Origin of the sequence: Haloarcula amylovorans, from assembly GCF_004681185.1 — an archaeon.
GTDB classification, from domain to species: Archaea; Halobacteriota; Halobacteria; order Halobacteriales; family Haloarculaceae; genus Haloarcula; species Haloarcula amylovorans.
The window spans coordinates 67,175-93,374 of the sequence record NZ_SRIF01000012.1 but is presented as its reverse complement, the minus strand read 5'-3'; the positions used below and the strand labels follow the sequence as shown (position 1 = coordinate 93,374).

At 60.5% G+C, this 26,200-nt stretch carries 23 protein-coding genes and 1 pseudogene; 4 read left to right on the top strand and 20 right to left on the bottom strand.

The annotated features are described in order from the left end of the window. From E4S61_RS23070 to E4S61_RS23045, 6 genes are all read right to left on the bottom strand, one after another. A partial coding sequence (locus E4S61_RS23070; protein ID WP_209309593.1) for a heavy metal translocating P-type ATPase occupies positions 1-2,063 on the bottom strand: 2,063 nt, incomplete at its 3' end. 59 nt (positions 2,064-2,122) lie between these two features. Further along, a complete protein-coding gene (locus E4S61_RS23065; protein ID WP_004594502.1) occupies positions 2,123-2,872 on the bottom strand; it encodes a helix-turn-helix domain-containing protein in 750 nt (249 codons plus the stop codon). A gap of 61 nt (positions 2,873-2,933) precedes the next feature. Then, complete coding sequence (locus E4S61_RS23060) at positions 2,934-3,218, bottom strand: hypothetical protein (RefSeq protein WP_004594503.1); 285 nt, start codon at positions 3,216-3,218, stop codon at positions 2,934-2,936. Positions 3,219-3,255: 37 nt separating this feature from the next. Continuing rightward, positions 3,256-3,918, bottom strand: coding sequence for a DUF6735 family protein (locus tag E4S61_RS23055; protein WP_004594504.1), 663 nt, complete (start codon positions 3,916-3,918; stop codon positions 3,256-3,258). 67 nt (positions 3,919-3,985) lie between these two features. Beyond that, positions 3,986-4,366: a hypothetical protein gene (locus E4S61_RS23050; RefSeq protein ID WP_004594505.1), complete on the bottom strand. Its 381-nt coding sequence runs from the start codon at positions 4,364-4,366 to the stop codon at positions 3,986-3,988. A gap of 86 nt (positions 4,367-4,452) precedes the next feature. Continuing rightward, on the bottom strand, positions 4,453-4,641 hold the full coding sequence (locus E4S61_RS23045; RefSeq protein WP_004594506.1) for a hypothetical protein: 189 nt from the start codon (positions 4,639-4,641) through the stop codon (positions 4,453-4,455). A 335-nt stretch (positions 4,642-4,976) separates the two neighbouring features. Between E4S61_RS23045 and E4S61_RS23040 the strand changes: the two genes are divergently transcribed. Both E4S61_RS23040 and E4S61_RS23035 read left to right on the top strand, forming a co-directional pair. Continuing rightward, positions 4,977-5,528 carry a DUF7342 family protein gene (locus tag E4S61_RS23040; RefSeq protein WP_049938513.1) on the top strand — a complete coding sequence of 184 codons (552 nt, stop codon included), beginning with the start codon at positions 4,977-4,979 and terminating at the stop codon, positions 5,526-5,528. Positions 5,529-5,545: 17 nt separating this feature from the next. Beyond that, positions 5,546-6,034: a hypothetical protein gene (locus tag E4S61_RS23035; RefSeq protein ID WP_011222449.1), complete on the top strand. Its 489-nt coding sequence runs from the start codon at positions 5,546-5,548 to the stop codon at positions 6,032-6,034. Here the strand turns inward: E4S61_RS23035 and E4S61_RS26405 are convergent. From E4S61_RS26405 to E4S61_RS23020, 3 genes and pseudogenes are all read right to left on the bottom strand, one after another. Then, positions 6,031-6,191: pseudogene (locus E4S61_RS26405) on the bottom strand (transcription initiation factor IIB family protein); the annotation flags it as partial. The gene E4S61_RS23035 and the pseudogene E4S61_RS26405 sit on opposite strands and share 4 nt — an antisense overlap. Before the next feature lie 93 nt (positions 6,192-6,284). Further along, positions 6,285-7,154 (bottom strand): biosurfactant protein 1, encoded by an 870-nt coding sequence (locus tag E4S61_RS23025; protein ID WP_011222448.1) that lies wholly within the window; start codon positions 7,152-7,154, stop codon positions 6,285-6,287. Positions 7,155-7,417: 263 nt separating this feature from the next. Then, entirely contained in the window at positions 7,418-8,338 is a 921-nt protein-coding gene (locus E4S61_RS23020; protein WP_049938512.1) for a transcription initiation factor IIB, read from the bottom strand. Positions 8,339-8,559: 221 nt separating this feature from the next. Here E4S61_RS23020 and E4S61_RS23015 point away from each other — a divergent pair, with 221 nt between their 5' ends. Beyond that, positions 8,560-9,309, top strand: coding sequence for a hypothetical protein (locus E4S61_RS23015; protein ID WP_011222446.1), 750 nt, complete (start codon positions 8,560-8,562; stop codon positions 9,307-9,309). Between the two features lie 5 nt (positions 9,310-9,314). Here the strand turns inward: E4S61_RS23015 and E4S61_RS23010 are convergent, their stop codons facing one another. From E4S61_RS23010 to E4S61_RS22980, 7 genes are all read right to left on the bottom strand, one after another. After that, positions 9,315-10,652, bottom strand: coding sequence for an AlbA family DNA-binding domain-containing protein (locus E4S61_RS23010; RefSeq protein ID WP_011222445.1), 1,338 nt, complete (start codon positions 10,650-10,652; stop codon positions 9,315-9,317). 231 nt (positions 10,653-10,883) lie between these two features. Further along, positions 10,884-11,744, bottom strand: a complete 861-nt coding sequence (locus E4S61_RS23005) for a hypothetical protein (RefSeq protein WP_004594516.1) — start codon at positions 11,742-11,744, stop codon at positions 10,884-10,886. A 587-nt stretch (positions 11,745-12,331) separates the two neighbouring features. Next, positions 12,332-12,589 carry a HalOD1 output domain-containing protein gene (locus E4S61_RS23000; RefSeq protein ID WP_004594518.1) on the bottom strand — a complete coding sequence of 86 codons (258 nt, stop codon included), beginning with the start codon at positions 12,587-12,589 and terminating at the stop codon, positions 12,332-12,334. Positions 12,590-12,673: 84 nt separating this feature from the next. Beyond that, entirely contained in the window at positions 12,674-13,003 is a 330-nt protein-coding gene (locus tag E4S61_RS22995; protein ID WP_004594519.1) for a hypothetical protein, read from the bottom strand. A 6-nt stretch (positions 13,004-13,009) separates the two neighbouring features. Continuing rightward, positions 13,010-13,360 carry a hypothetical protein gene (locus E4S61_RS22990; protein WP_004594520.1) on the bottom strand — a complete coding sequence of 117 codons (351 nt, stop codon included), beginning with the start codon at positions 13,358-13,360 and terminating at the stop codon, positions 13,010-13,012. 156 nt (positions 13,361-13,516) lie between these two features. After that, complete coding sequence (locus E4S61_RS22985) at positions 13,517-13,843, bottom strand: DUF7558 family protein (RefSeq protein WP_011222441.1); 327 nt, start codon at positions 13,841-13,843, stop codon at positions 13,517-13,519. Then, positions 13,843-14,133 (bottom strand): hypothetical protein, encoded by a 291-nt coding sequence (locus E4S61_RS22980; RefSeq protein WP_004594521.1) that lies wholly within the window; start codon positions 14,131-14,133, stop codon positions 13,843-13,845. The genes E4S61_RS22985 and E4S61_RS22980 overlap by 1 nt, the downstream gene beginning before the upstream one ends. A gap of 525 nt (positions 14,134-14,658) precedes the next feature. Here E4S61_RS22980 and E4S61_RS22975 point away from each other — a divergent pair. Continuing rightward, entirely contained in the window at positions 14,659-16,638 is a 1,980-nt protein-coding gene (locus E4S61_RS22975; protein ID WP_004594522.1) for a hypothetical protein, read from the top strand. Between the two features lie 43 nt (positions 16,639-16,681). Here the strand turns inward: E4S61_RS22975 and E4S61_RS22970 are convergent, their stop codons facing one another. From E4S61_RS22970 to E4S61_RS22955, 4 genes are read right to left on the bottom strand one after another with little or no spacing between them, the layout of a single operon-like run. Then, on the bottom strand, positions 16,682-18,697 hold the full coding sequence (locus E4S61_RS22970; protein ID WP_134671650.1) for a hypothetical protein: 2,016 nt from the start codon (positions 18,695-18,697) through the stop codon (positions 16,682-16,684). A 39-nt stretch (positions 18,698-18,736) separates the two neighbouring features. Next, the gene (locus tag E4S61_RS22965; RefSeq protein WP_004594534.1) at positions 18,737-23,107 is read right to left on the bottom strand and encodes a type IV secretory system conjugative DNA transfer family protein; all 4,371 of its coding nucleotides are present in this window, start codon (positions 23,105-23,107) and stop codon (positions 18,737-18,739) included. Next, positions 23,100-25,184, bottom strand: coding sequence for a VirB4 family type IV secretion system protein (locus E4S61_RS22960; protein ID WP_004594535.1), 2,085 nt, complete (start codon positions 25,182-25,184; stop codon positions 23,100-23,102). The genes E4S61_RS22965 and E4S61_RS22960 overlap by 8 nt, the downstream gene beginning before the upstream one ends. Beyond that, entirely contained in the window at positions 25,181-26,194 is a 1,014-nt protein-coding gene (locus E4S61_RS22955; protein WP_004594536.1) for a hypothetical protein, read from the bottom strand. Before E4S61_RS22955 ends, E4S61_RS22960 begins: the two co-directional genes overlap by 4 nt. Positions 26,195-26,200 lie beyond the last annotated feature (6 nt).

Sequence of the window (26,200 nt, the reverse complement as noted above, 5' to 3'; positions counted from 1 at the left end):
CCGACCTCCGCGGTGGCGAGCGCGGGCGCGTCGTTGATGCCATCGCCGACCATCGCCACCTCGCCGTACTCCGCCTGCAACTCCTCGACGGCGTCGACCTTCTCCTCCGGCAAGAGTTCGGCGCGGTACTCGTCGACGCCGACCTGCTCGGCGATGGCGCGGGCGGTGCCCTCGTTGTCGCCCGTCAGCATCACGACGCGCTCGACACCAAGCTCCTGCAGGCGCTGGACGGCCCGCTTCGAGGCCGGGCGCACCTCGTCGGCGATGGCGATCGCACCCAGCAACTCCGACTCCGTCCCGACGATAACGACAGTCTTGCCCTCCCGCTCCAGCGCGGAGAGGGCATCCTCGGCGAACGCCCCGTTCTCGCCCTCGGTCGCCTCTTCCGTCATAACGCCGCCGTCCGTCTCGCGGCGTGCCCGAGCGAGGTCGAAGCCCAGTTCCTCGAAGAGCGCGGGCTTGCCCGCATAGTACGTCTCGCCGCCGATCTCGCCGCGGATGCCCTTCCCAGTGAGGCTCTCGAAACCCGTCGGGTCGGGCAGGTTGCCCACGCCCGCCTCCTCAGCACGGGCGAGAATCGCCGTAGCAATGGGATGCTCACTGCGCTGCTCCAGCCCAGCGGCGCGACGGAGCAGATCGTCCTCCGTAGTGTCACCCACCGGAACGACGTCGGTGACGGCGAGTTCGCCCTTGGTGAGCGTCCCGGTCTTGTCGACGGCGACGGCGTCGACCTCGCCCATCGCTTCCAGGTAATTTCCGCCCTTGATCAGGACGCCGTTCTTCGCGGCGCTCGTGATGCCCGACACCACCGAGACGGGTGTGGAGATGACGAACGCACACGGGCAGGCGATCACCAGCAGCGTGAGCCCACGGATGAACCACGTCTGCCAGTCGCCCGCGAAGGTGAACCCGTAACCGGCTAGGTCCACCGCCACCGGATCAGCGATAACCAGCGGCGGGATAGCGGCGGTCAGGATTGCCAGCACGACGACGAGGGGTGTGTAGTAGCCGGAGAAGCTGTCGACGAACTGCTCAGACTCGGTCTTCTTCGCCTGTGCGCCCTGTACCATTTCGATAATACGCGAGAGCGTCGAATCGCCAGCGGTCGAGGTGACCTCTACCTCGAGGTACCCCTCTTCGTTGATCGCGCCGGCGTACACCTCGTCGCCGGTGGTCTTGTCGACGGGGACGCTCTCGCCCGTGATCGGCGACTGGTCGACTGCACTCTCGCCTTCGATGACCGTCCCGTCGAGCGGAATCTTGTCGCCAGGGCGGACGACGACGGTCTCGCCAACGTCGACCTCCTCGACGGAAACGGTCACTTCCTCACCATCGCGACGGACGGTCGCCTCGTCGGGCGAGAGTTCCATCAGCTCGCGCAGAGAATCCCGTGCCCTGTCCATCGCATAGTCCTCGAGCAGTTCGGCGATGCTGAACAGGACGGCCAGCGTCGCGGCCTCGACGAAGTAGCCGATGCCGGTTGCGGCGATGATCGCTGTCCCCATCAGGAGGTCGATGTCGAGGCTTCGGTTCTTCGCGGAGTAGTACCCGCTGCGGACGACCGGGATGCCACTGGCCGCGACGGCACCGAGGAACAGGACATCTGCGATGTGTAGCGGGTAGTCGAGGATGCTCGCTATCGCGGCGTTCTGGCCGGTGAGAAGGAACTCGAAGACTAGACCAAGGATGACGAACGCTGCGCCGAGCCACGTCTTCTTCGCGCGAGAACTCGTCCAGACCTCCGAAGGTGGCGCGATATCGACGCCGTCGGCAGACTCGTCGGTTTCGTCGTCTGCTCCGCCGATCACGTCATAGCCGGCGGCTTCGATCGCCGCGACGACGTCGGCTTTGGTAGTCCGGTCCGGATCGTACTTGATGGTAGCTGTCCCGGTGGTCGGCTGGAGCGTGGCCTCAACGACGCCGTCGACGCGCTGGAGGCTCTTGTCGACTTTTTGCGCACACGACGGACAGTCCATCTCGGGGACCGTGAGACGGGCAGTCAACTCCCGCTGCCCGCCGCCGTTCGGTGGTCCCGCTGTATCCACATCGGAATTCTCTGTCATCACCTCACGGTAGGAGCGGGAGTTCGATATGTCTTTGTTGGAATATTCCAACCGCGGTGTCAGTGCGATGCCAGCCGTTCTTCCGCTACCCGCTCGCCGGCGACGTGTTGCTTCGCCAAATGTTCTTCCGCCCGACGGAGCCGGTAGGTAAGTGTTGACCGAGGCACGTCGAGATGCTCGGCCAACTCGCCGACATCGACCTCGCGGGGCGACTCGTAGTAGCCGTGTTCGACGGCGGCTTGGAGGGCGGCTTCCTGCGCCGGGGGTAATCCGCTCGGTGTTTCGTCGCTTCCTCCAGCTGCTGTCGTCGTGTCCGCGGTGCGGAGCATCTCCATCTGAGCGCATTCTTCGACGGCAACCTCGAGGGAGTCGAAGAATGCCGCCACGTCGCCGTCGCCCGAGTGGATGAGTCGCCACGTGTAGTGGCGGCCCTCATGACGGGTCTCGAACAGCACGCCGTCCCCGAGATGGTCGCGGGCGATGTGGGGAACCGAGGCGCAGGTGGGGGTTCGCTCCCAGTCGGAGTAGAGGACGAGCGTGTCGTCCGTGCGGTCAAGGACGCGGGTGGTCTGGGTGGCGCCGCAGTCCTCGGTGGCGAGACAGTCGGCGTAGTAGTCGCTGTTTCGAAACGCGTCCTCGATGGCGTCGAGTGCGTCCGGAGTGCCGGTGGCATGGTCGACTCGCCAAAGTTGGTCGGCAGTCGCGTGCAACGAAAGCGAGCGGACACGGGCGTCGGGGTAGTCGGCAAGGGCATCCGCCACCCTATTGCACCCCGGCTCGTATTCGAGGGCGAAGACGAGTTCGCGCATACCCCGTCTACGGCCTCCTCCGACATAACCAATGGCACGGGACTACGTCTACTGGTGAGCATCAGATCACGTCGTTCGGGTCGTGGACCTCCTGCATTCGCTGCGCTTCGGCCGCGTATTGGTCCTGGAGATCGGGGTCATCAACCGTGCCGAGATTGCCGGGCCCCGCATCGACTGCCGCTGTCGTATCTCGAATATCGGTGAAGGACGTGAGTGCCCGCTCTTTCCGATAATACTGTTTGCCGTCGGGTGTCGCGTAGGTGAGGATGATTAGGTTCTGTTCATCATCGGAGTAGGTACGTTCGACGAGCCATACTCGCACCTCGTCATCAGCCCGATCTGACATATCCAGACGTTCGTGGGGACTCAGAAAGGGATTGGCGTTATAATCGGTCGACTGACGCAGTTTTCGACGGTGATTCACCACCAGGGATGCGCAGTTCCTGGCGCTCGCCGACCCACTCGCCGAGTTTCTGCTTGAGGTACTGCCTCGCCGTCGACGGCGTGAACACCCCCTTGTCGACCATATCGCCGACGACGTCCTTCAGCGCCCGGAACTGCCCCTTCAGATGGCCGTCGCCGACCGGCTCGCCGTCGTGCCACCGAACGGTCGCGAGCGCCCCGTTCCCGACCGTCTCACCGTTGTCGATTGTCTCTGAATCGTACTGCAGGCCGAACCACAGCGTCCGGTAGGCGGTCACCTCGAAGGTCGGTGACACCACGTAGAACGCCTCGTGGTGGAGGTAGTCGAGATGGTCAGCGATGATCTCGTCGAGGGTGAGCCCGGTGGCGCGGGGCTTCGGCTCGACGACCGTCGACGGTCGATCCTCGTCAGCGAGGTAGCCGTCGACCGCATCTGCCTCGAGGCCATCGGCCAGTTCAGCCAGCAGCTGTTTCGCCCACTTGGAGTTGGTGTCGTCGCCACCGAACGGCGACTCAGCCGAAATTCGGTGCTTGAGCTTGAGGTTCGCTGCGCCCCAATGGCTGTAGTGGAGCGTGTACTGTCCGTCTGTGCGTTCGTACGCAACGAGTGCGCGGTGGCCCATCGAGCAATCACCTCACGGGGCGACCGCTACTGGATCGCCCCGCACCCCTCTCGGGGGACGAACAACGCTACTCCTCGATTGGTTCGGGGGAACTGAGATCCGCGTAGAGGACTTCGCCGTCGCGAACGACGTACCGCTTCGCCAGCACTGGGAAGCGACACTTCGTGAACCCCGCTGTCTGGATGTCGAGTTCCTCGTCAGCTTCGAGGTGGTCGGCAAGTTCTCGCAAGAATTCGTGGGTCACGATGCCGCCCTCGTAGTCCGGGAGGCCGTTCTCCCGCGCCTCGTACACTTCGAAGTCATCGTACCCCCAGATGGTGAGTTCGCCCTTGTCGGTGACCTCCCAGTCGAGCGTCCCGAAGCAGTAGCTCTCACAGAGTTCGCGGACAGCCTGTGGATCCGATACGATCGCGCCGGTTGACGTCGTCGCAGCTTGTAGTGTCGCCATGTCTGGACTCGCGGGAAGCCCCGCACCCCTCTTGGGGGGCGATAAACCGACACTGGAAGTGCCCCTGGCGTCGACGGCGATGACGATCAGTCGTCTGTTGGGGCGTCTGGTCCGCTCCCGTCCTCTGGTCCCGTGAGTAGGCTCACTTCTTCCAGGAGGTCTCTTGCAGTCTCGACTCGCTCTCGATCCGCGTCGTCCAACCGCTCGACGTCGAGGCGGCTGAGATTGCTGAGTACACGATGCATCCAGTAGCCCTGTTCGACTTGCTGATTCATCGGTAGCGCCTCACCACTCGCCGGCGCGGATAGACACTCCACGTGACTGTCGTCGTCGCATCAGGTCGCCACCAGTGCTCGTCGCGACGCGTTGCCGCCAGGAGGTCACTCTCACACCCGTCGTCCAACATTGTGTCCGGGCTGTGGGATGCCTCGCCGGTCGGCCGTAGTTCCTCAACGTCAGAATATCGGTCGTACATCGGTTGGCCATACCTTCTGTCGGTATCGCATTTCAACGTCCGGACGCCTTCGCCCGCAAGGCATTCTTGATTATGCGAGACAGTACAAACATATATGGGAGTAGGGCGCGAACACTGTCCCAAGAGGTGCCAACCATGACCGAATCCTCGCGAGATGGGGTCCAATCGTGGACTGAGTCGATGAGCGCCCGCGACCGCATTCGGGCGGTCGCCGAGTCACTTCGCGAACCCCGCTCAGTTAACTGGATCAGCGAGCAGGCCGACGCCGCCTGGAGCACGACCAACGAGGAACTTCAGGACCTCGTCGACCAGGGCCAGTTGCGTCGCGTCGAGGCCGGCGAGACGACGCGCTACCAACCGGACTACACGCGACTGCTCTTCGAGGAGATCCGCACGCTCATCGAGGAAAATACCCGCGAGGAGCTGCGGAGTGAATTGGCCGCGATTACCGAGGAGATCGAGGAGTGGCAGGCGACCTACGACGTCGAGACGTGGGAAGAGCTTGAACAGTCGCTCGCCGACGGCGACCTCACAAGTGCGGAGCTCCGGGACCGCCGCGACGTCATCGCGTTCTGGCGTGAGAACGAGGAGGATCGCCGCCTCATCAAGCACGCACTGGAACTCTACTCCGACGTCGAAGCTGCCCGCGAGCAGATGACCGACGTGGCTGACCGCGCCACGAGCTAACCCTCCTCTCTCACAGAATGATCTTTCTTGCCGGTCGCGACCGCTATACACAGCGGACCCTCCTCCGCGACGTTCACGACCGATTGACGAACCAGCCAGGGTGTGAAGAGGTCCGCTATCGCCCGTCTCGACGCCGACCCCGGTACGTCATCGCGGGTGTCGATCCGACGACGTTCCTGAGTGACTCGTACGACGCGGCGACAGCACGACTGGAGATTCGCTTCTGGTACCCCGCCGGCGTCGACCACGAATACTACCGCATAAACTGGGTCGAACCGGACCGAAATCTGATGCTCGGATTCCACCAAGATGCCGACCATCCGGACCTTGGGCCCTGTCATATCCAACTCAATCACGAAGACACGCCGGTTGATCGGCACAAGGCGACGTTTCTCGATGCGCACCCACTCGCCGTCCTCGATGACCGACTACAGCAGTTCCCGCCCGCGCTAGATGCGATCCACTGGAAGAATGGAGCGCCCTCGCTCCCTACCTGGCCCGTCTAGACAGCGAGTTCATCGAACCTCTGGTGATGCGTCCAGGCCGTGGTCGGCGTGACGTTTCCGGACTTGGCGATGTCACGGTGCGTTACCCACACCCCCTGTTCCCGCCCCGCTTTGTAGAGACAGGCCGCTGCGAACCTGCCGAATGAACGCCCGCTATGACTGACGTCGGACTTGCGGGTACTCACCGTGTTAACCAACAGAAGCCATCTCCATCGGAGACTGTTGGTTAAACGGTGAGATTCCTACTGCCCTATTCGGGAGCAGGCCCGTAGCGACCTGTGCCACACACTTGGCACTCCCAGATTGGTTGGCCCGTCCAGGTCTCGTCAGGGAGCGACTCGCGTGTACTGAAGCGATGTTCTGTTTCTTTCGTACAGTGCTGGCACTCGAGGGCTGTTACGGTCGGGATTTCAGCTCTGGTACTGGAGGATTTCGTTTCGCGGGGTACTGTTTCCACAGCGATTGCTGGGACGATCCACAGCTGATCGCTGTCGTCGAGCGTGTGCTCGAGGGACGACTCATCGCGAATTCCCTGGCCACGCTCGTCATAGACGCGTGGAATCTCCGTCTGAGAACGATCGCTCCTCTCGTTCCACGCTGTCCGCTCACGGGCCGCTGTTAGTAACGCGTCGCCAGCCGCTGCGGTCACCTCAGTAGCAGCGGGGAGCGTAGGCCAGCGCTCGGTTAGCTGGGGTGCGGGCTCGTCGTCGAGATCGTAGATGAGCGTACAGTCGTCGATGGGCTGGTCGTGACCTGACGAGAGAAGTGTCGCTGCTGCTGCTCCCCTTGCCACGGCGCCGTAGAACGTCCCCGATTCGACGAGGAAGTGGATCACACCACGCAGTGTCTGCTCGGAACTCGCAGCACCCGACTCCGACGCGCCGTCAAGTTCGTGTTCGAGACAGAACCGGCATTTTCGTTGCGACGCCGGGATCGATGCGCCACAGGAGACACAGGATCGGTCTGTGTCGGTTGTTCCGTCCGGATACCCACCCGAATGCGAGGCTTCACGCTGGCGGCTTGGCTGGCCGTCTGCTGGCTGATCCAGCGCTGGGTCCGGCACCAGAGCGCCCTCCCCGACAGGTTGGAACGCCTCTCGGTCTGAGTTGTGGTCAGTCATCGATTCGCTCCGCGTTTCCCCCGGTTTGGTATTTAAACTCAGGGGTGAGAAAATGCGGGGACGGATTCGGCGACGACGGGATAAATCTGACCGCCTGAGACCGATTCAGTCACGGAGCTCGGCGACCGCTCGACCGACCTCGCGAACGTGCTCACTCCGCTCGATATCGAGTTCTGTCGACAGATACTCGACAGTCTCGTCCAGATCCATACCCCCTTGTAGACTCTCTGCCTGTATGTAGGTATTCCTCTACCGGAGGCGTCTCAGATCGCTTGGAGTTCGTCTCGCCGGCTTCGGAGCGTCACGACTGACACCTCTGCTGCCGACGCGACGGTGGATTGGGTAATCAACGCGCCCTGCTCTTGGGCAGCCAGATAGACACAGGCGGCCGCGACGCCCGATGGCTGACAGCCGTTCGTGAGGGTTGTCCCCTCGGCGCGTTCTGCGAGTTCGTTCGCGCGCCGACGAATGTCGTGGTCTAACTCCAGCGCCGAGATCAGGCGTGGAATGAACGACGTCGGGCGCATTGGTGGTGCTGGGAGCTCTAATTCGCGATTCAGTGTTCGGTAGGCGTTGGTGACACGAGCGGACTCGACTCGGGCGGCGTCGACGACATCCTCGAGGAGAAGCGGGTGTTGGTTACATCGACAGGTACCGTAGATACTCGCTGCACCGATGGCTTCGATGGATCTGCCTCGAAGCAGATCCTCGCTCTGAGCGCTCCGGAAGAGCTGGCACGCCTGGTCACGAATCGACTCAGAGAGCTCGAGCGCACTCGCCAGCCGGCGTACCTCGCCCAACCCGTGTGCGAGATTCCGTTCCGCTTTGGACCGCCAGCGACCACGGGTCTGCTCACGTCGCATCCGGGCCAGCTGCCGGCGTTTCTGACCAGAGAGTTCGTTCCCGTGTGCGTCGGTTCCGTGGCCGATCTCGGTCGAGATGCCTCGATCGTGACGGGCTGTAGTGAGTGGTGCGCCTGTTCGCTCGCGCTCGTCTGCATCGTACGCCCGCCACTCCGGCCCGTGATCGATACGTTGTTCCTCGATAACAAGTCCACAGTCCTCGCAGATCGTTTCGACCGCATTCGTAGTGACCCGGCCGTCACACTCTGGACACTGGGTAGCGCTCGACTCTGTTTGGACGTCTTCGTCGAAGCCAGTTTCGTAGATGTCTCTGGTAGTCATCGTTCTCACCATGTTCAGGAACTCGCCAGTACAGCGAATCCTTCACCCATTATGGGTGGAATAAACCTCTACAAGACGGTTCAGATATCTCGGAACCGATGGCGTACAGCGACCGAGTCTGATTCTTATACCAATGAACTGGCTATGCAGGAACTGGGGCGGCACTCAAGGCCACAACAGGGGACCGAATACATATTTATCTAAGGTGAGAGGGGGAGCATATGAGTGATTCACATCTTCGGCGTCTCCATGAACTCAACCGTGAATATCCGGCGGTTGATCGGTCGACATTATATCGCGAATACCACCTTCAGCGCTTCGATATGCTTAATTCAGAGGATGCAATTCCACAGCTCTTGTTCCATATTGTTCCTGAAAGTGCTCTTGATGGATCGCGTCTTGTCGATATCACAGAACTTGAGGAACTGCCTGTTCCCGCGACGTGTCGACCATCGTTTCGGCCCGATAGACTGTTTGAACACGCGGATCCGACATGGAACCATATTGTCGCTCGCTACGAGAATCGAAAAGACCTGAGTTCAGTGGCAACTCTGTATGATACTGGCATATATGAGGCCCGGGGGAGCGGGCTCTGCTATCCAACCGGTCATTCATACGACTGTGACTATGCAGTCAGTTCACAGGATCTTGAATTAAGTCTCGTCACCGTCCTCCAGTTCTATCGTGACGTCCTTCCTGATGAACACAGCGAGAAGGTGTATGCAATCCTCAGTGGGACAAATCTCACGAACGCGACAATAGACCAACATCGGCAGGTTGACCGGGTTGAAGCATTTCCTGAACCTAACCGCACCTCGCGCCTCACACCTCTCAGTCTGTCCGATGAAGACGGTATCCGTGACCAACTCACACCGCTTTTCCGACCATTATCAAACTCTCAGTTCGGATATCATCCCGGTTTCTATTACGATGATGAAGGTGCGTGGGAATTGGATGAACATCTAGAGTAGCGTTGTTACTGGCTTTGCATCCGGTCCAGCTCATTCTGGATTAGATCGGATGGCGGCTCGTAGAAATCAAAGATCTGGTATAGCGGTTGGGTCAAGGTCTCAACCACTTCCGGTAGAGCGTCTTCAAAATCTTGAACAGTGAAGCGTTGACTGGCCGTAACTGTCGCTTGATGTGATTCTCTTTCAATCGGAGGGAAAAGTCCACGGCGATTTTCAATTGAGCCCAGTGTTCGTCCCTCTAGTCCCGTCCATCGGGCTTGCACGGTGACCGACGTGTTTTCCTCACCGAGTTCTCGCCCCAACCGCTTCGCATGTAGCAAGCATTCACCGACTCGCCAGATTGGGAGAATATAATCCAAAACTGTACCTGGCTCAAGTTCATCTTTGCTGTCTTCCTGATAGCCACGAAGCAAGAACAGCATCCCGTCTGGGGATGCACGCCAGTAGTCTGCGTGCGCTGGGTCATCGAATGTTCCGCCGGTATACCACCCTTCGATTGTCTCATCGCGGGGATGTACCTGATCCTCGCTGATCAGCCACGCCGGCCACCCCGTTTCATGACCTTTCACCTCCCGTAGTAGATCTAAGAACTCAGAGAGAGATGGCTGATCAAACTCAGAATCCAGACTGTAAGCAAATGACCAGTACCCGTGACGATAGGGTGAATTATCCATATTTCCGTACTCGTCCATCACGTTGGCTTCCCAGTCTTCCCGCATAGCCTCAGTCCACGAAGCAAGCTGATCCAGCGGATCAATCTCTTCTTCACTTGCTCCTTTTTCGAACCCCGTCAGTACGGTTCGCATTCGATCTAACAGATCATCACGTGAGGCAGTGACACACCGCCGAATCAATTCGTCCCACTCACGTCCTGTCTTCGGTGCTGCACTTTCTGGCCCTGGCCGCCTAATATAATATGTGTTGTAGGTAACGTGTTGGTCTTCAGGGCCAGCACTGTCTGATCGAATCGGCACCCGATGGTCTCCCGGTACATCGATAATTGGAAAGACTTCACCAGATTCTGGATGTTCAATATGGTATACTTCACAGTGAAACTGGGGCTCAGCAAACTTCTCAACGATCCCATTAATCGTATCTTGATCGTAGTGGTCAATCGGATGTGGTCGAGATGGATCCGGTTCCCATGATTCACCGACCTCCTCATATCCAATCAAAATCTGACCCCCACCAGAATTCGCTAATGCGAGCATCGCTTTTGCTACGTTTGCCTTGTCCACATTATCAGACAGATCAAGCCAGCTTTTGATTTCACGATGGACCTCTTCTCGTGGATTACGCAATAGATCCTGCCACCGCTGATCCACGTCTCCCGATTTAACCATATTCCCTCTATGTTTCTAGTCAGCCTAAAAACCTCTCTAGGCGGTAGTTGCTTTTTATTTCGGACGGATACACGCGGTTAGCGAATTCCCGAATTCTGACATACATCTCAGCTCGGTTCTTGAGGTTGTGGCTGCGCGCGCAGCGACCAGCGGGAGCGAGCACGGAGCGGTGGGTGGGGCGGTGGGGCCTGGGCCGGTCCGGCACTCACGAAAAAAGAAAGGGCGTTGCCCCTACTCCTCCCACCAGCGGCGGTCGCGTTCTGGGAAGACGATCATACTGTCGTAGGTCACGGCGAGTGAACATCGTCCCTCGTACCAGTTCTTCTTAACCGCCCGCATTCGGACGGTGTCCCCTTCTTGGACGAAGGCAGGCTCCGATTTTCGCCACGAGGTGAACTTGATTTTCCCGGTGTCGTCCGCGACCAAGCCCACTTGAGCGATCTTCCGGCTGGAAGCATCCCAGAGCTGAACGACTTCTCCTTCGATGCTCACCTCATCCGTCTGCACGTCCGGGACGTCCTCGATCGGGCAGATGGCGCCGGGGGCCGCCTTGAGTGCATCCATCGTGTCGAACACTGCTTTGGTGATGTCTTGCCCCTTGGCGACCCGCTTTGCGAGCGCCCGCGAGACGGCCGCCCGACTGTGACCGGTGCGAAGCCGCTGTGCCATCCGGTCTGCTTCCTGGTTCACCTTCGCCAGCTCCATCCGGGAGAGACGCTCTCGCGGATCCGTCCGGTCCGGGGTGCGTTCCGCCCGCTTACGCTGTCGCCGTTCGGTGACGACCTTGCGAGTTCGCTTCGCCCGCCCGTCTTGGGTGCCGAGTTCCGCCTGGGCGCTGATGTGGTCCAGTTCGGCCTCCCGGGCGCGAATCTTCTCTTCCTGCGCGAGGGGCAGGTGCGAGAAGTCCTGGACGATGCCGTCTGGGTGGTTGGAATCCACCTTCGCCTGCTTTTCCTGCTGAACCGTCGCTCGGAACTCCGGTTTGTCGTCGACGACCTTGAAGCCGTCCTCGTCGACGCCGGCGTCTTCGGTTCGTTCGAATGCCTGTTCATCCACCGTAACGACCTTGCGACTCGAGTTGTTACTTGACATTGGTATCCTCCAGATACCACTGAAGGCGCTCGTGCGCCGCCACCGCGATGCCCCTAACATCGCGGTTTTCCGACGACGTCGACGACCGATAGCACCGACTGCGCGCTCTCGCTCGCGCCTTCGCGAGCGCCCTACCGGGCGCGAGCGAGAGCGCGCCCGAGTGCGGCGACCCCAACCAGCACCGCGCGCCGACCCGCCCGGAGCGAGCGGCCAGCGGAGAAAGCGTGGGGGGTGAGCAGCCACGCCGCGCAACCCCCCGCGCTTTCCCGCTGGCGCCGAGGGCACATTCACTTTAGCCCGGCAGCCCGCCCGCTACCGCAGGCAGGCAGCCCGGAATGGTCGGTCGCGAGCGACGCGGAGGGCGGCAGCGGCGAGCGGGGCGGGCCGGTACGGACACACCTGTCCACCCGGCTGCGCCGCTCGGATGGTCATTCACCGTCCTGGCGGACTCAGAAAGGGCGAGGCCGCCTCGGTCGTCCCCCGACCCCGCAAGCACCGCAGGGACGAGGAGCGCAGCGGTGGTCGCGGGATGCCGAGCGGCCGAGGGCTTTCAGGGAGTGTCGCTGTCGACGAATTCGATCGCGCTACTAATCCGGTGCCCCGGCTGGCTCGTCGAGAAGGACATCGACGCCGTCGTGGGTGACGGCGAGTTGGATCCCCTCCACGGTGAACCGGACTTCCACGTCCCCGGCTGAGGATGCGAGAAGCTGCTCGAGTGCCTCGACGTCAACAGCGTCGTGGAGCTGATACGAGTCGGTGGGGAGCCCGTGGGCTTCCAGTGTCTCGACGATTTCAACGAGTAGATCGGGGGATGGATCTGAGTCTCTCGGGGTGGAGGGTGCCATTATGGCCTCGACGGGTAGATAGGACGAACAGGAGTTAAAAATGGGGGCTCGACGGCCTGTCGCTGCGGCCTTTCAACCGGTCCCTCAGTGGTCGTCCTGTGCGTTTAGCTCCTCGAGAAACCAGCTGGCTGCGGTTCCGATCCGAACGCCGTCGACGTTGCGCATCTCAAGGCCGTTCGTGGCGGTCCGGAACGGCTCGTCGTCGACGAGGATGCGGTTGATGACTGTCCGGACCGACTCCGTTCCGTATCTGTCGACGAGAGCCGCGACCGCCGTATCGAAATGTGCATCCTCGTGCTCGGTTCGCGGGTTCTGCGCCCGGTAGATCACGAGGTCAACCACATCGTCGACCGATGCGTGCTCGGGATTCCCGGTTTGCTCACGAACATTATAGTTGGCCTCTGTATCAGGCATTGCGAGTCACTCCGCCGCGTCGTCCGTATCGGTCGTCGCCGAGTCGGTTTCTCGTTGCTCACGGATTGCAGCCAGCGTCTCCTCAAGCGTACCCACACAGCCGATCGCTGCGAGCTCATCGGCAATCTCGTCGATGAGTGCGGCTCGCTCGACGGCAGTCTCGTCGCCGGCGGTCCTGTCGATCGATGCGACGCGAAGCGCCCGCGTTTCGTGCCAGCCACAGTCCCAACAATCGCGGGTCACCTCGATCTGCTCGTCCTCTTCCGCTGCGAGGACGGCGTCGGACAGCGACGTCGACAGGGGCCGGTCTGGTCCGACCTCGAGGGTGACGGGGGACCCGCACGCGGGGCAGTCCATAGTCATCCCGAGGAGCGCCCGTCTGTTGAAGATAGCGGAGCAACGAGACAGCGACACAACCAGCGCTGCTGAGTTCGCGGGGTGGGACAGCTACGGACAACTGTGACCCTCCCGCAGTGGTCGCCGTACCACTCGCGTCGACGACCGCTCGGCGGGTCAGTCAGAGACGATGTGTGCCTCGAGGTCGCGTGTCCAGTACGTTGCTGGCCCGCCTGGACTACACCGCGCACAGACCTGTATCGGGCCTTCGAGATGGCCGAGTTCGATTCGAAACCGTGTGAGCGCTGCGAGCGCGTTGACGACGAGGCCACAGCTGTCACAGGCGTAGTGATCACGATCATCGGGATCCGGCGTCTCTTGGATCGCACAGTCGACGCAAATCGGGTGGTTGACCCGCTCTTCCTTCCCCCACGTGTAGGCGATCCCAGTCTCTATCCCGGATGGAGCCTCGCAGAAGGCACAGCCGGCCAGCGTCTGCTGCATCACCCATCACCCTCGCCGGCGTCCCGGGCGGCCGTCCAGCCTGTGTGGAAGACGGCGAGCTGCTGCATCGATTCGAACGCTGTGTTGCTGGGCTCGTGAACGAGGAGCCGCTGGTCGACGACCGGTGTGACTGTCCCGGCATCGAGTAGCTCTCGAACCAGCTGGCGGGCCGTCTCGTCGTCAAGATCCGCCGTCGATGGTGACCGCGCATCCCGATCCTGAGCGAGCAATTCCGCTTCGAACCGTTCGTGATCGTCTGCCGTATCGTCGTATCTATCCGGACCAGACATACAAATCAGGGGCAGCACAGGAACCGCCCCGCACCCACTCGGGGGCACAATAAACAGTCGCCACAGTCACCATTCTCAGTCACGATGTCGATCTGCTCCTTCACCCTCCACGCCCCACGCCATCGTCCGGGTGGCAGCCTACTCTCGCTTGGCCAGCGGCCTGGCATCTCGGCCCTGGTGGCCGCGAACATAACTTTGGGCCGCCACCCCCACCACATATCGGTTGATTTTCCTGCTGTCTAGTGGCACAATTCGCCTCCAAATCGCAAGACAGCAATACCTGACACCAGATTTCGGGGGCTGTCCGGGAACTCCCTCGTCGGTGAGTCTGGTGTCTAGTGCTGCCGTCCTACGATTTGTTGACTCAGCACGACTCTCAGCATACCTGGTGTCTAGGGGAGGTCGTCGCTGGTGTCAGGTTAACTGTTCGGACGATTTAACCGAAATGGCCCTGTCGAACTCTGAAGAAAGTGAAAGAAATTCTGGTGACAAACGCTTTTCACCCTCTTTTATATACTGTATAGTATGTCTGAAAATGAGAAAAGCTTCTTCGAGTATACCGAGTTTTATTCTGACTCAGAGACTCAGGATCCCGAAGAGGTTATTCAGGATCGTCAAGACCCGGAGATAGCGTACGCTCACATATGTAAAATCGCAGGGACAATCAACGCAGGGTTGGATGCGGTACCTGAGGACCAGCGGGATACTGTAAAGGTGTACTCGGTCGTGGATCTTTTCCGAGCAACGATGCAGTATATCGAGGAGTTTGGATCCTATTTCAGATATCTCATTTTGAATAAGGAATCCTATATTAATGAGATTATCCGGACTTCAAGCGGAGATATACGGCCACTCTTTGAGGCTATTCTGGAGGAGGAACTTGATGGGTATCTTGATAAACGAGATGTTGAGGCTGACTCGAATGAGGTTCTGAGTTTGATCTTTGGGTATCAGGCGGTGCGAGAGGGAGCGATTAGTTTCTCAGAGGAAGAACTGGAAGATGTTCCAGTTGATGTTGGGTTGGCTGATATAGAGATTCACGAAGGTGAGGGTGAGGATATCCCTGAGTCGATGGAGATGGAGTTGTTAGTCGAGGATTCGATTGAGAATCTGAGAAATAAACTCAAGAATATTGCTGTCTTCTATTTGAATTTCCGAGAGGCGTACAACGCCGTTAAACACGGCAATCGGGTTACGGTTGGTGACAGTACTGGGTTTGAGCTCGGGAATGACGAGTTACTCGATGATCGAATTGTTCTCGATGATGAAGTCATTCAGTTCCTGTGTAAGTACTCTGCTGATTCACAGGATGGTGAGCCGTATCTGCTGACTATTCCTCGATCGATTCTGGAAGAGAAGACTCTGAATGTCGTCGAAGATGTGTATACTCTCTATACCCAGGCATATGATGTGGCGACTTTAGATGAGGGTGAAGAGATTAATCTCAGCTTCTGGAAGTCCACCGGTGGTGGTGGCCAGGATGAGAATGATTTGATACATATCGCTAATCCTGATTCTCGGATTCTATTGCCGAGAAATGTAATGCCGGATGTAATTGAGGATTTGCAGGTTCCAGAAAAGTCAACAGTAGAGTGGATCGGTAATTGGTCTCTTGCCGGCGACACGCTGGAGTTTGAGGTAGAGTTTGGTTCGGAGCCTACACCTGAGCATCCAATCCACGTTGAGATTAATTGGGAGAAGACTGCCGATGATATCCACGAATTCGGAGAAGGCCAGTTCAATTTTAATGTTGATCCTGATGATCTGAGTGTTGAGCAATACTTTGAGATGCTCAAAATCCAGGATAAGGATGATATCCGGAGGGTAGAATTTGAATTCCCAGATTCGGATAAGACGTATCAGCAGCGGCTTGAGGAGCCTTTCGAAGGTATCGATTTACCTGAGCCCGAGGATCGTGATATCCTCGAGTTTGTGAAACGTGTGGGGTTGGCGACGGATACTCGGATTCCTCTTCCGGAGTTTATCACGGAGAAGCATCGGGAGGTGTACGATGACTACAAGGATTCCGATTTGGACTCTGATACAGCAGAGGAGATTCTTTCTGAGCTTCAGGAGCGAGGTGAAAAGGTTCGGCGGTCATTAGTGGGTGTTGCTGTCTGGGAGGGTGATTTCTCGGATGTAGATGTTGATGAGGATGAGCCGGCACACGCTGAGGATTTAGGCGAGCTCCGTGCTATAATGGGTTTGAGCGAATCTCAGGATGCGGATGATATGGAACGTTTTCCTGGGGAAGTACGCTGGACACACCCTGAGTCGACGAAGTATACACCTGATGAGTTACTTGATAAGCTGCGAGAAGGGTATGGGGAGACGGTCGGTGAGCTCCAGCGTTCGGAGGTTGATAGGGAGGAGGCTGAATCGGAGTTTAGTCATCGGATTCGTTTCGGGCACGAGACTATGTGGGGAACCTTTGATAAGCACGTTATCGATATCTTCCCAGTGTCTGAGGGGGCGTTTGATAGAGAGGATTCGCCGGAGACGTGACTGTTGAGGTAGTTTAAGATTTGATGCTGAGTGAGTGAGATGTCTACCGATTGGATGAAATGAACCTTCTCGCCCTGTCAAGTGGGGATCGATTCTCGTCCTGGTTTCCCTGATTTGGCTCTTGCTCGAACTCACGTTCTTCGAGAGCAGCCTCTAGCCGATCACGTTCAGAGCGGACGGTAGCGAGCTCCGATTGGAGATGGTTGACCTTTGTTTCCAGCCCCTCGATTTGCTCCGATTTCTCCTCCAGTTCAGATTCGAGACGCTTGATTTTCGCTGTCAACAGACGGTTCTTTTCGCGAAGGTGAGCCCGGTCCAAGTCACCAGGTCGATCGTCACTCGTAGGAGATTCGGGGGGTGACTTCGATTCATCGTCAGCTGCGTTCTCCTCGGGCGTGACCCGCTCGCGCCCGTGGTTCAGGTCCGTGTCTTCGATGGCTTCTAGCGTCTCGTTGTAGGTTTCGTACCCGGGGAATCCCTCGTAGGTTCCTTCCTCGCCCTCACGATCGACGAACGCATTCTCCGGACAAATCTCGAGCGCGACAGCCGCTTTCCGAACGGCCCAGAACGGCATCTGGTCGTAGGTCCCGCCGTCGACGCGGTCCGATCCGGCCTCTGGAACCCACACCGGAATGTCGTAGCCGGCGCTCCGCAGTTCGTCGACGGCAGCCCAGTAGTCCTCCCCGTCGAGGTCCGCATCGGCGGCGGAGATAATCCCCGTCGCGAGCGCCATCAGCTTCGCCGGCCCGCCCCCGGCGTTAACCTTCGAATCGCCGAAGGTATTGGCCTGCTCGTCGACGAAACAGGATTGCCCGCTCTCACTGTGGCGCCAGCACGGGTCGAACTGCGGCCGCGGCTGGTTCGGATCCGTATCGTAGGCATCGCTCGCGTAGTGACGGGCAATCTCGGTGATGTCGATATCCTCGACAGCCTCGTAGACGTCCTCTTTGAACGGCGTAACGGGACGGCCTTCGAGGGTACCGTCGAGTTCTGCCATTCGCTCTTCGCGTCGCTGGAGCGCTGCCTCACGCTGTCGCTGGCGCTCCCGTTCCCGCTCACGCTCCGCTTCCACCCATTCCTCCAGCGTGGCCTGCCACCCCCCGTGGTCCTCGTACAGGTCCGGCCAGAGCGTCGCGACAAGCGAGTCGACGCAGTCCGTGTGCTCGACTCGCGTGAGGTCATCGGCCCAACTGACCGCCTGCTCGAGGAGTGCGTCGTCGACACCCTCGAACGGACGGAGTTCGTAGCGGACGTTGTCGGTCGCGATGGGCGTGACGACGGCATCGTGGTCGGCGTGGATCGAGAGTGGCGGCTTGTACTGGCGGTTCTTGTTGTTCACCCAATCGGGCTGAATGACGTCGCCGGCGCCGTCGACGCGCTCGTTCACGCGGGCCTCTGCCTTCTGGAGCCATGCGTTCGAGCGGTCGAGGAACTCGTTGAACACCCGTTCGAGCGCATCCGGATCGTCATTGAAGTGGTCCGCAATTGGTAGTGTGGCCTCCGGGGCCCCAAAGACGTACGCGCCCCCGACGGAGTCCAGCGCATACACCGCCTTCCGCGTGCCGTAGAGCGTTGCATACTCGTCGATGTAGGCGTCGAGGGTACGCTCGACGAGGGCACGCGTCTCGCCATCCAGGTCGCCTCGCTGCGGCTTGATGTCGTCGGCGAGGTCAATATCGCCCCAGGTGGGAACTGCCCGGAGGTCGGCATACCCGGGGGTTGGGGGCTCATCCTGCCAAACGGTCGTCCCCTCAGACTCGTCGTAGCGACAGGGTTCCCACTGTTGGAAGGCGGTCGGTGTCTTGTAGGTGGTGACGGCATAGAGGGTCCGGTTGAGGCGGTCGTGAATCTCGTCGTAGTCACGATCGAGGCGGGCAACCCGTCCGCGCTGCGGATACCCGGCCTTAATCGCCTCGACGTCGTCGTGGTCGCGTTTGATGTACCATCCGACGAAGTCGTTCAACCCGATGGTTGGATAGTTCTTGACAGTCGCCAGCGCCTCGTAGATGGGTTTGGCACGACGGTAGTGCTCGCGGATGGCTGCCTCGGAGAGCGTCATTTCGTGTGCTCCTGCACCTCCTGAGCGGGAGCGAAACGACTACGCACTGGCATCATTCGGTTCCTCCTGGTCGCCGGCGTCGTCCAGCTCGATTCCGACGTAACAGCGTCGCGTCTGACCGTCCAACCACTTCTTGTCACGCTCGAACGCAACGTGGTCGCGAAGCGTACGTGTGAACCGGTTTTTTGGCTTCACCTCGTACTCCTCGGCCGTCGCATATTGCTCGTACGCATCGTAGACCTCAGCGACCGCGACGACCCCGTCGCCGGATTTAACGATGCTATCGCGGACGAATGCTTGGATGCCGAACGGATCGTTCTCGTGGTCTTCCTGCTTCATAGATTGCTTATCGGCAGGTTCGTCTGGCTCCACACCTGCCAGATGGAGTTCATTGTTTTCGATCGCCTCAATGAGCCCAGCAAGGTCTTTGGTCGCGTCAGAGTCTCGAGTGTAGAGCTCGAGATTCTGCTCATCCTCGATGACACCTATCGCATACGAATCATCCGTGTACTCCGGAACGGGTAGGTCGGTACTGGGCACGAACGGGCGCTTGACAGGTACCCAATCCGCTTCGAACGCCTCACGTGACTCGTAGGACTCGGGAAGTTCTCCCGGCCTAAAGACGGTGTATGACTCGCTCTCGGCGTCGTAGCTGTACGTCGCCGGGAACTGATCTTTCGACACAGCGTCGAAGGAGTCGATCCGGGCGTGCTGGTCTCCGGCACTATCCTCGAGGACGAACGCACCGTCCCGCTCGAACCAGCGGGTGTGGCGACTACCACCAGTGGCCGGTCGGACGGCCGTCACTCCATCCGCGGCTCGCGCACCACCGTTGAATGTGACGTTGTGGTTCATCGTATACAGCCGTGTTTCCCCGGAGGAGAGCTGATTTCGCGGCTCGCTGAGGATTTTCGCAAGCCGGTCGGCAATCTCGTCAGCCGGCTGATCGTCGTGGTCTGCGACGACGAACAGCGGGATTCGCTCCTGTTCCTGGGCCTTCCGGAGGTTCGTGAGGACCTTCGCCGGCCGGACGTGGGTGGTGGTTTCGACCTCCACCTGGAGCTCCCGGTCGAGATCCGGATGCGTCGCGATGGCATCGGGGCGGGACTCCCCGTTCTGATCGAGGACCTCCACGGAGAACCCCGCAGTTGCGAGGGATTGCTCGACCGTTTCAAGGACTGCATCGTGGTGCTCGCCCCCGCCGGTCGGTGATGTCGACGTGTCGGGCGCGGCTGCTTGCTCACCCTCGTCTGTGAGCCGACACTGCACCGACGAACCACCGTCCGGGAGATCGACCTCGATGAGCGAGGACGCCTCCCTCACTTCTGGTAGTGTCTCGTAGCCCTGCGCCTCGATGGTGTCTTCCTCGATGCGCGAGAGCAGTTCCTCATCGACGTCCTCGACGGAGACCCAGCCGTTCGTCTCACGTACGTCGTTCGACAGCTGGACGGCGCGAATCGCACGGGCCATCGCGACTTCCAACGGTAGGTCATCCGCGTTCTCCAGAGCGACGTCAGTCGCAGCGTCACGGCTCTCCACGGTCGTCCCGCCGGCGACCCCGTACTCCTCGCGGGTATGCTCGTGGACGGCGTCCAAGGCGTCTTGGAATCGCTCTTCTTGCGTCCCGGTCAGTGGCTGCTCGCTATCGGGATGACCGGGTGGAATCGGAAGGGGTTCGATACTGAACGGGTCGGGGCCGGTTTCGCCGAACTCTGGGCTCGGGAGCTGTGCGATCCACTCGCCACGCGGGAGGGAACTGATCCGATTCTTGAACTCGACGGGATCCATTGCCTCGTGTGAGAGTGCCTCGGCGATGTCGGCGTCGACGGCGATCTTCCCGACGAGCGGACTGCCGATGTTGTTCAGGACGTTCAGGTAGACCTCGCGGTTGCCGGCCTCCTTCATCTGCTCAGGGAACTGCGTCACGAGTTCGATGGATAGCCGGAACTCCCGCCCCTTTTCGAGCAGCGTCGTCAGCGTATCAGAGACGACGACCGACGACGCTTCGTCGATGAGCAGGTTCGCCACGTAGTCGTCTGGCTTGCGGGCCAGCTCGTCGCCGTCGCGACGCTTGACAGCATCGTAGAGCTGCGTCAGAATGACGCCGGTCATCACACGGGCGGCCTCGTCGCGGAGATCGCCGAGGTCGAAGATGACTACTTTGTCCTCGTCGAGGAGGTCGCGGAAGTCGAACTGTGACTCGGTATTGTTGAAGATCCGCCGGAGATGGGCGTCCTGCGTGATGTAGTCCATCCGGTTGCTGATGCCGCTCACGACGTTCGAGAACGTCGCCGGGTTCGAGCGCAGGTGTCGCTCCAGTTTCTCGGCGACCTGCGGGTCGCTGGCTCGCGGTGCATCTTCGGGTGTCGAATCTGGTGGCCCGGCGGCGTGGAACTGGGTCACCGCCTGCTCAAACTGGTCGTGGGTGAAGTAGTTTGTATCCTGCCGGAAGTGTCCGTTTTCGAGGCCGTACTCCTCGTCGTACATCGCCTTGATGAGGTACTTGATGAGCGTCGGCGAGGCGATGGCGTCCTCGTACCGCTCCGGCCCCATCACGAGCTTGATGAGCTCCTCGTAGTGGTCGGCCTTGTCCTGAATCGCGTCGACGCGTCGGACGCCGTCCTCCAATGCCGGCGTGATGTCGAAGAACGCGAAGCCAGGCAGGATGTCGGGCACCGAGAAGTGGAGGACGTTCTCCTCGAGGTCGTCGGTGCCGAAGCGCTTCGCGTGAGCCCGCATATAGTTCTCGGGGAAATTCCCGCCCTTGGAGTCGATGATGAACACTGGCCCGTTCGTCTGGTCGTACAGCGAGAGGGCGTCGTTTTCAAGCGCGACCGATTTGCCGGCGCCGCTCTTCGCGAACCGGCCGACGTGGAACGGAAGTAGATGCGGGGGAATCCGCATCGGCTCCGACGTGGGCGTACCGTCTTCCCCAAGACCGCGGCCGATCGCCATCCCGGCGTCCGTGAACGCATCCATGTGGTCCTGCGCCGGGAGTGGCAGGGGCGTCCGGCTCTCGGGTTCGGCGTCGGACCCCCGCCCGCCCTCGGTCGTGAGGTCAGTTGCCGGCGGAACGACCACGAAGTTCGCCAACTCAGCCGGCCCGAGGACGAGATCGGGGCGGGTCTTCCGCCAGTCGCTCTTGGTAGCCAACGTAGCGTTGAGTACCCGGTCGGCGTGCTTCTTGGCTCGCCGCCCCTTTCGAAGCCCACGGCGGATGCGCTTCGGTCGGAGCCGATAGTGCGGCCCGTTCAGGTGATCGAATACCGACCCGATATCATCGAGACGATGGTCAACCCGCTCTCGTTGTCGGTCGGAGGTCACGAGCGAAAGTGCCCGCATATTCACCGTGAACGTGTGCTGTGGCTCCTTCTCGTCGATAGCCTCGACCCGCTCTCGCCCACCGATGTCGAGATACCGACGCTGTCGCCCGGTGTTCGACGGACTCTGTGGTTCGTTCTCTGTGTTTCCGAGGAGTTCTCCGAAGAACCAGTCGACGACCCGGTCTTCGCCTTCACGGAGCTTCCGCTGGCGCTCTCGTGCCTCGTGCGTCCAGTCCGATTTCCGCTGAAAGAGTACCTGGAACGCGATCGGGTGTTCGGCCCGGGTCAGCTGATCGATGAGTGACGCGAGCGGGGCCCGAGCGTGATCGTCATCGTCGTCTTCCGTATTCGTGAATTGGGGTAGTGTCGTCATCCAGTCTTCCCGCCGGGTAGCCTGCCCGTGCCAACTGATTCCGAGTGGGGTCGTCTCATCGACGGTCGGTTGCGTATGAGCCGGCTGGTGATCGGCATCGAGTTCGGAGTCGGACGGACCAGCCGCTGTGGACTCGTCACTCGAATCGGCCTCGAACAAGACTTCGTCCTCGTCCTGCGACATAGTGCTCTCCGACAGCACACTTCCGCCATCACCGACCGGTTCCTGCCCCGTCGAATCGAAGAGAGTCACGGGCTCTGAATCCGAATTCGGGTCTCCGGAGAATTCCTCAGCTGTCCTGGGGTTCATTCCGTGGCTATCGTCACCTCCGGCACTGTGGTCCTGAGACGGGTCTGCTGTCGATGGGAGTAGCTTCGTTTCCAAGTCAAGGGTGACCCGCTCGAACGTGACGGTCGGAGGATACAGCGTCCGGAGGCGTTCTTCGAAGGCATCTAACCGGCGGTCGGCCCCGTAATAGAACTCGACCGGCTCGTCTGCCCCCTCACTCACTGCGAGGAACTCGAACACCGGTGGCGGATCGCCGAAGGGACCGATACTTGCGAGAAGTCCGTCGTTGCCAGCGTCAAGGCCGTGGAGGCCGGCCAGTTGACGGACTACGGTCTCCGGCGCGAGATCGCTCCGGGAGGGAGTGATCCGGATGTACTCGTCGCCGTTAGCCACTGACGGGATTTCTGACGGGGTCTGTTCAGTCATCCTCCTGAGTGGTAGTGCTAGTTGGTTCACCGCCGTCGGCACGCGTTCCGGCGGGTCGGCTATCTGGATTCGTCACGCTCGTCGTCGGCTCGGGTTCAAGCTCGGCCACGTCCGCAGCGCCGCCGTCGATAACGTGAGCCTCGTAGTCACTTGCCCGAATTCGGAGTGGGAACCATCCCTCCTGGTCGATACCGACGAGCGCCTCAGAGTAGCCGTCCTCGTCTTCCCCGGCCTTCGCGGAGGTAACCCAGTTCACCTGCCGCTCGCTGAGGTCGAACCACTTGGCGATCTTCTCTTTCTCCTCATTGACGCGGTGGAGGACGGTCAACGAACAGAGGTTCGCGATGGTGCGTGCCTCCGGCGTCAGCGCGAATTCACCCCCCGTTTGCGTGATGAATTCGAGGCTCAGATCGAAGTGGCGGCTGTGCCGGACGGCTGTCTCCAGGAAGTCCAACGAGACGGCGTCGTTCATCAGGTAGTGCGCCTCGTCGATACAGAAGACGACGCGCTTGTCGGTCTGTTTGACCCGCTCGTAGACGCTGTTGAACAGCACCTGCATCATCAGGCTGGTCTCCGCCCGGCCACGGGTCCCCTCCTCCTGGTGGAGATCGAGGTAGATGACCTTCGAATCGAGGTCGAACTCGGAGGGGCGAGCCAGATTCTCGAGTTCACCGCCCTCGCGGAATGACGGTCGGAGGTCCTTGAGTAGCGACTGAGCATCGGACTGGACGGCTTCCTGCTCCCCATCCGTGACGTAGCCGTACTCCTCGGGGTCTTCGACCATCTCTTCGAGGACCGTGATGACGTCGTGGATGGTGGGCGAGTCCCGGGTGTGCGTCTCTGGATCGCGGGTGATCCCGCGCTTCTCGTAGGCTTCTTGGACGGCCCGCCGGAGCGTCTGGTTGCGCTCGCCGAGTGGATGGTCTGCGACGTGCTCGAAGAACGTCGCGAAGAAGGTCATCACCCAGTTGATCTGCTCGCCCCACGGGTCGATGTCGTCGACCTCCTGCAGGACGTGGTCGGGCGTCGGTTTGATTTCCAGCGGGTTCAGCCCCCGCCGGCCACCGACCGTGATCCGCTCGCCATCGAGCGCCTCGTTGACGCCGGCGAACCCCCGCATCGGGTCGAGCATAATGACGACCGTATCCTCGTCGAACATCGCCCGCCGCACGAGCCGGAGCTTCGTCGCGAAGGATTTGCCTGCGCCGAGCCGGCCGATAACCATCATACAGTAGCCGGTTTGCCGTTTGAATCGGTCGAGGATGAGTGGACTCGAATTCAGCGCGTACGTCCCGTATTCGATACCGGGTTCCGCAAACGCACCGGAAACGAAGGGGAACATCGCGCCGACTGCCCCGCCGAGCATCGGCGTCTTGCTGTCGAGCGTCTCGTTGAACTGATCCAGGGCGATCGGGCTCGCTGAGGTGAACGTCTTCAGCTGTGACCACCGGGGCGTCACCGGCGTCAGATTCGCAGGCGCTTGTCGGGCTGTCGTCGACACCGACTCGGCGTCGATGTTCTCGCGATCGTTGCCCCTGACCGTGAGATACATCGAGACGTCGAACGCCTGCATCGTCGTGTTCCGAAGGACGTCGTACATCTCCTGGTGGTCCTCGAGGTCTTTCTCGACGCCCCGGGCGCTCGCACGATGCTTCTCGGTCAGGTACTCGTAGTCGGCTTCGAGGTCCTCGATCTTGTTCTCCAGCGAATCCAACGTCTCTCGCGTATCACGAGGATCGATGTGGATGCTGACATCTGTCTGTTGGGTCTCGGCGGCCGCGTACAGTTTTTCGAGGAAGCCATCCATCGGAGCATCGGGATACTCACCGACCCACAGACTCTGCGCCCACTGGGTGTCAGTCCGGAGGGCGCTGGGCGTTCGCTCGATACTCGACGGCGAGACGACGGTCTGATGGATCTCGGGGATGCCGTCGACTGCCTCACCGTCGGCCTCGTAGTCCACGGTAAACTGTGATTCAGCATCTTCCCCCTCTTCGTCGGGGGCCTCGTCTGCGGTCGCCTCGTCGTCAGTTTCTGAACTATCCGAGCCGGTGAAGGGCAGCAGGTTTCCAATCATGACTTGTTGATGACGGGGGACGTTCGAAGCACCTGTTCGGGGTCGCCGTACTCGATTTCCGTGCCGGTCCAGTATTCCGCGATGAGGCGGGTGAGTTCGGCCGCATCAACGGGGCGCGTGTCACACCCCTCGATGCCGCGGAGGCCGCGCTCGACCCGCCGGCGCCGCTCGTCCAGTTCCTCGAGCATCGCGGCTCGCTCTTCCTCCTCCGGCGGCGCCGTGACAATCTGGATGAGGATGCCCAGTACGGGGATCCTAGCGAGCTTTTCGAGGAGGCTGGCCCGTTCGTATCGGACCTCCTCAGGTCGTACCGGAATCAGGACGTAGTGGTCGCGAATGGTCATCTGACGCTGCGCCAGCTCCCGGTCGTACCAGTCGACGTAGTGTTCGATGAGCGCCTGGAGTTTCTCGTTCGATTTGACGTCCGGGTCGCTCAACCGGTCTTCGTACCGCCCGACGTACTCGTCGGCGGGGAACGCCTGCGTCGTCGAGTAAATCTGGATCGGGAACTCGACGGTCGTATTGACGAAGTCCTGGAAGGCCTCCGCCTTCTGGGCCCACTCCTCGTCGGTCGCGAGCGCCATCGTCGGTGGCGACACCTGAACGGCTCCGACAAGAGCCCGGTCCGTCCGCTCGATGGCGTCTTGTCGCGGGTAGACGCGCTCGACGTGAGTGTACTCCTTCGCCTCCTCGTGGGCGATCTCCGTCTCGCTGCGGTGGAAGTTCACGAACAGACCGAGCCAGTCGAGACTGTTGGTGTAGCCGGGCGTGAGGTAGACGAACAGCCCACCGAAGGCGATCGCAATCGCTGCGAGGGGGATCGTGAGGGCGGACACCGGAATGCCACGAACGGTGAGTGACGGTGGGATAACGACCTGCGTCACCAGGACTACCAGTACACCGGGAAGACCGGCGACGGCGAGGTCCGTCAGCGAGTACTTCCCGAGGAACTGGGTGTCGGTACCGAGTGACTTCGGAATTCGTTTCGCGGGGTCAGTTGCGGAGCTCATGGGTTG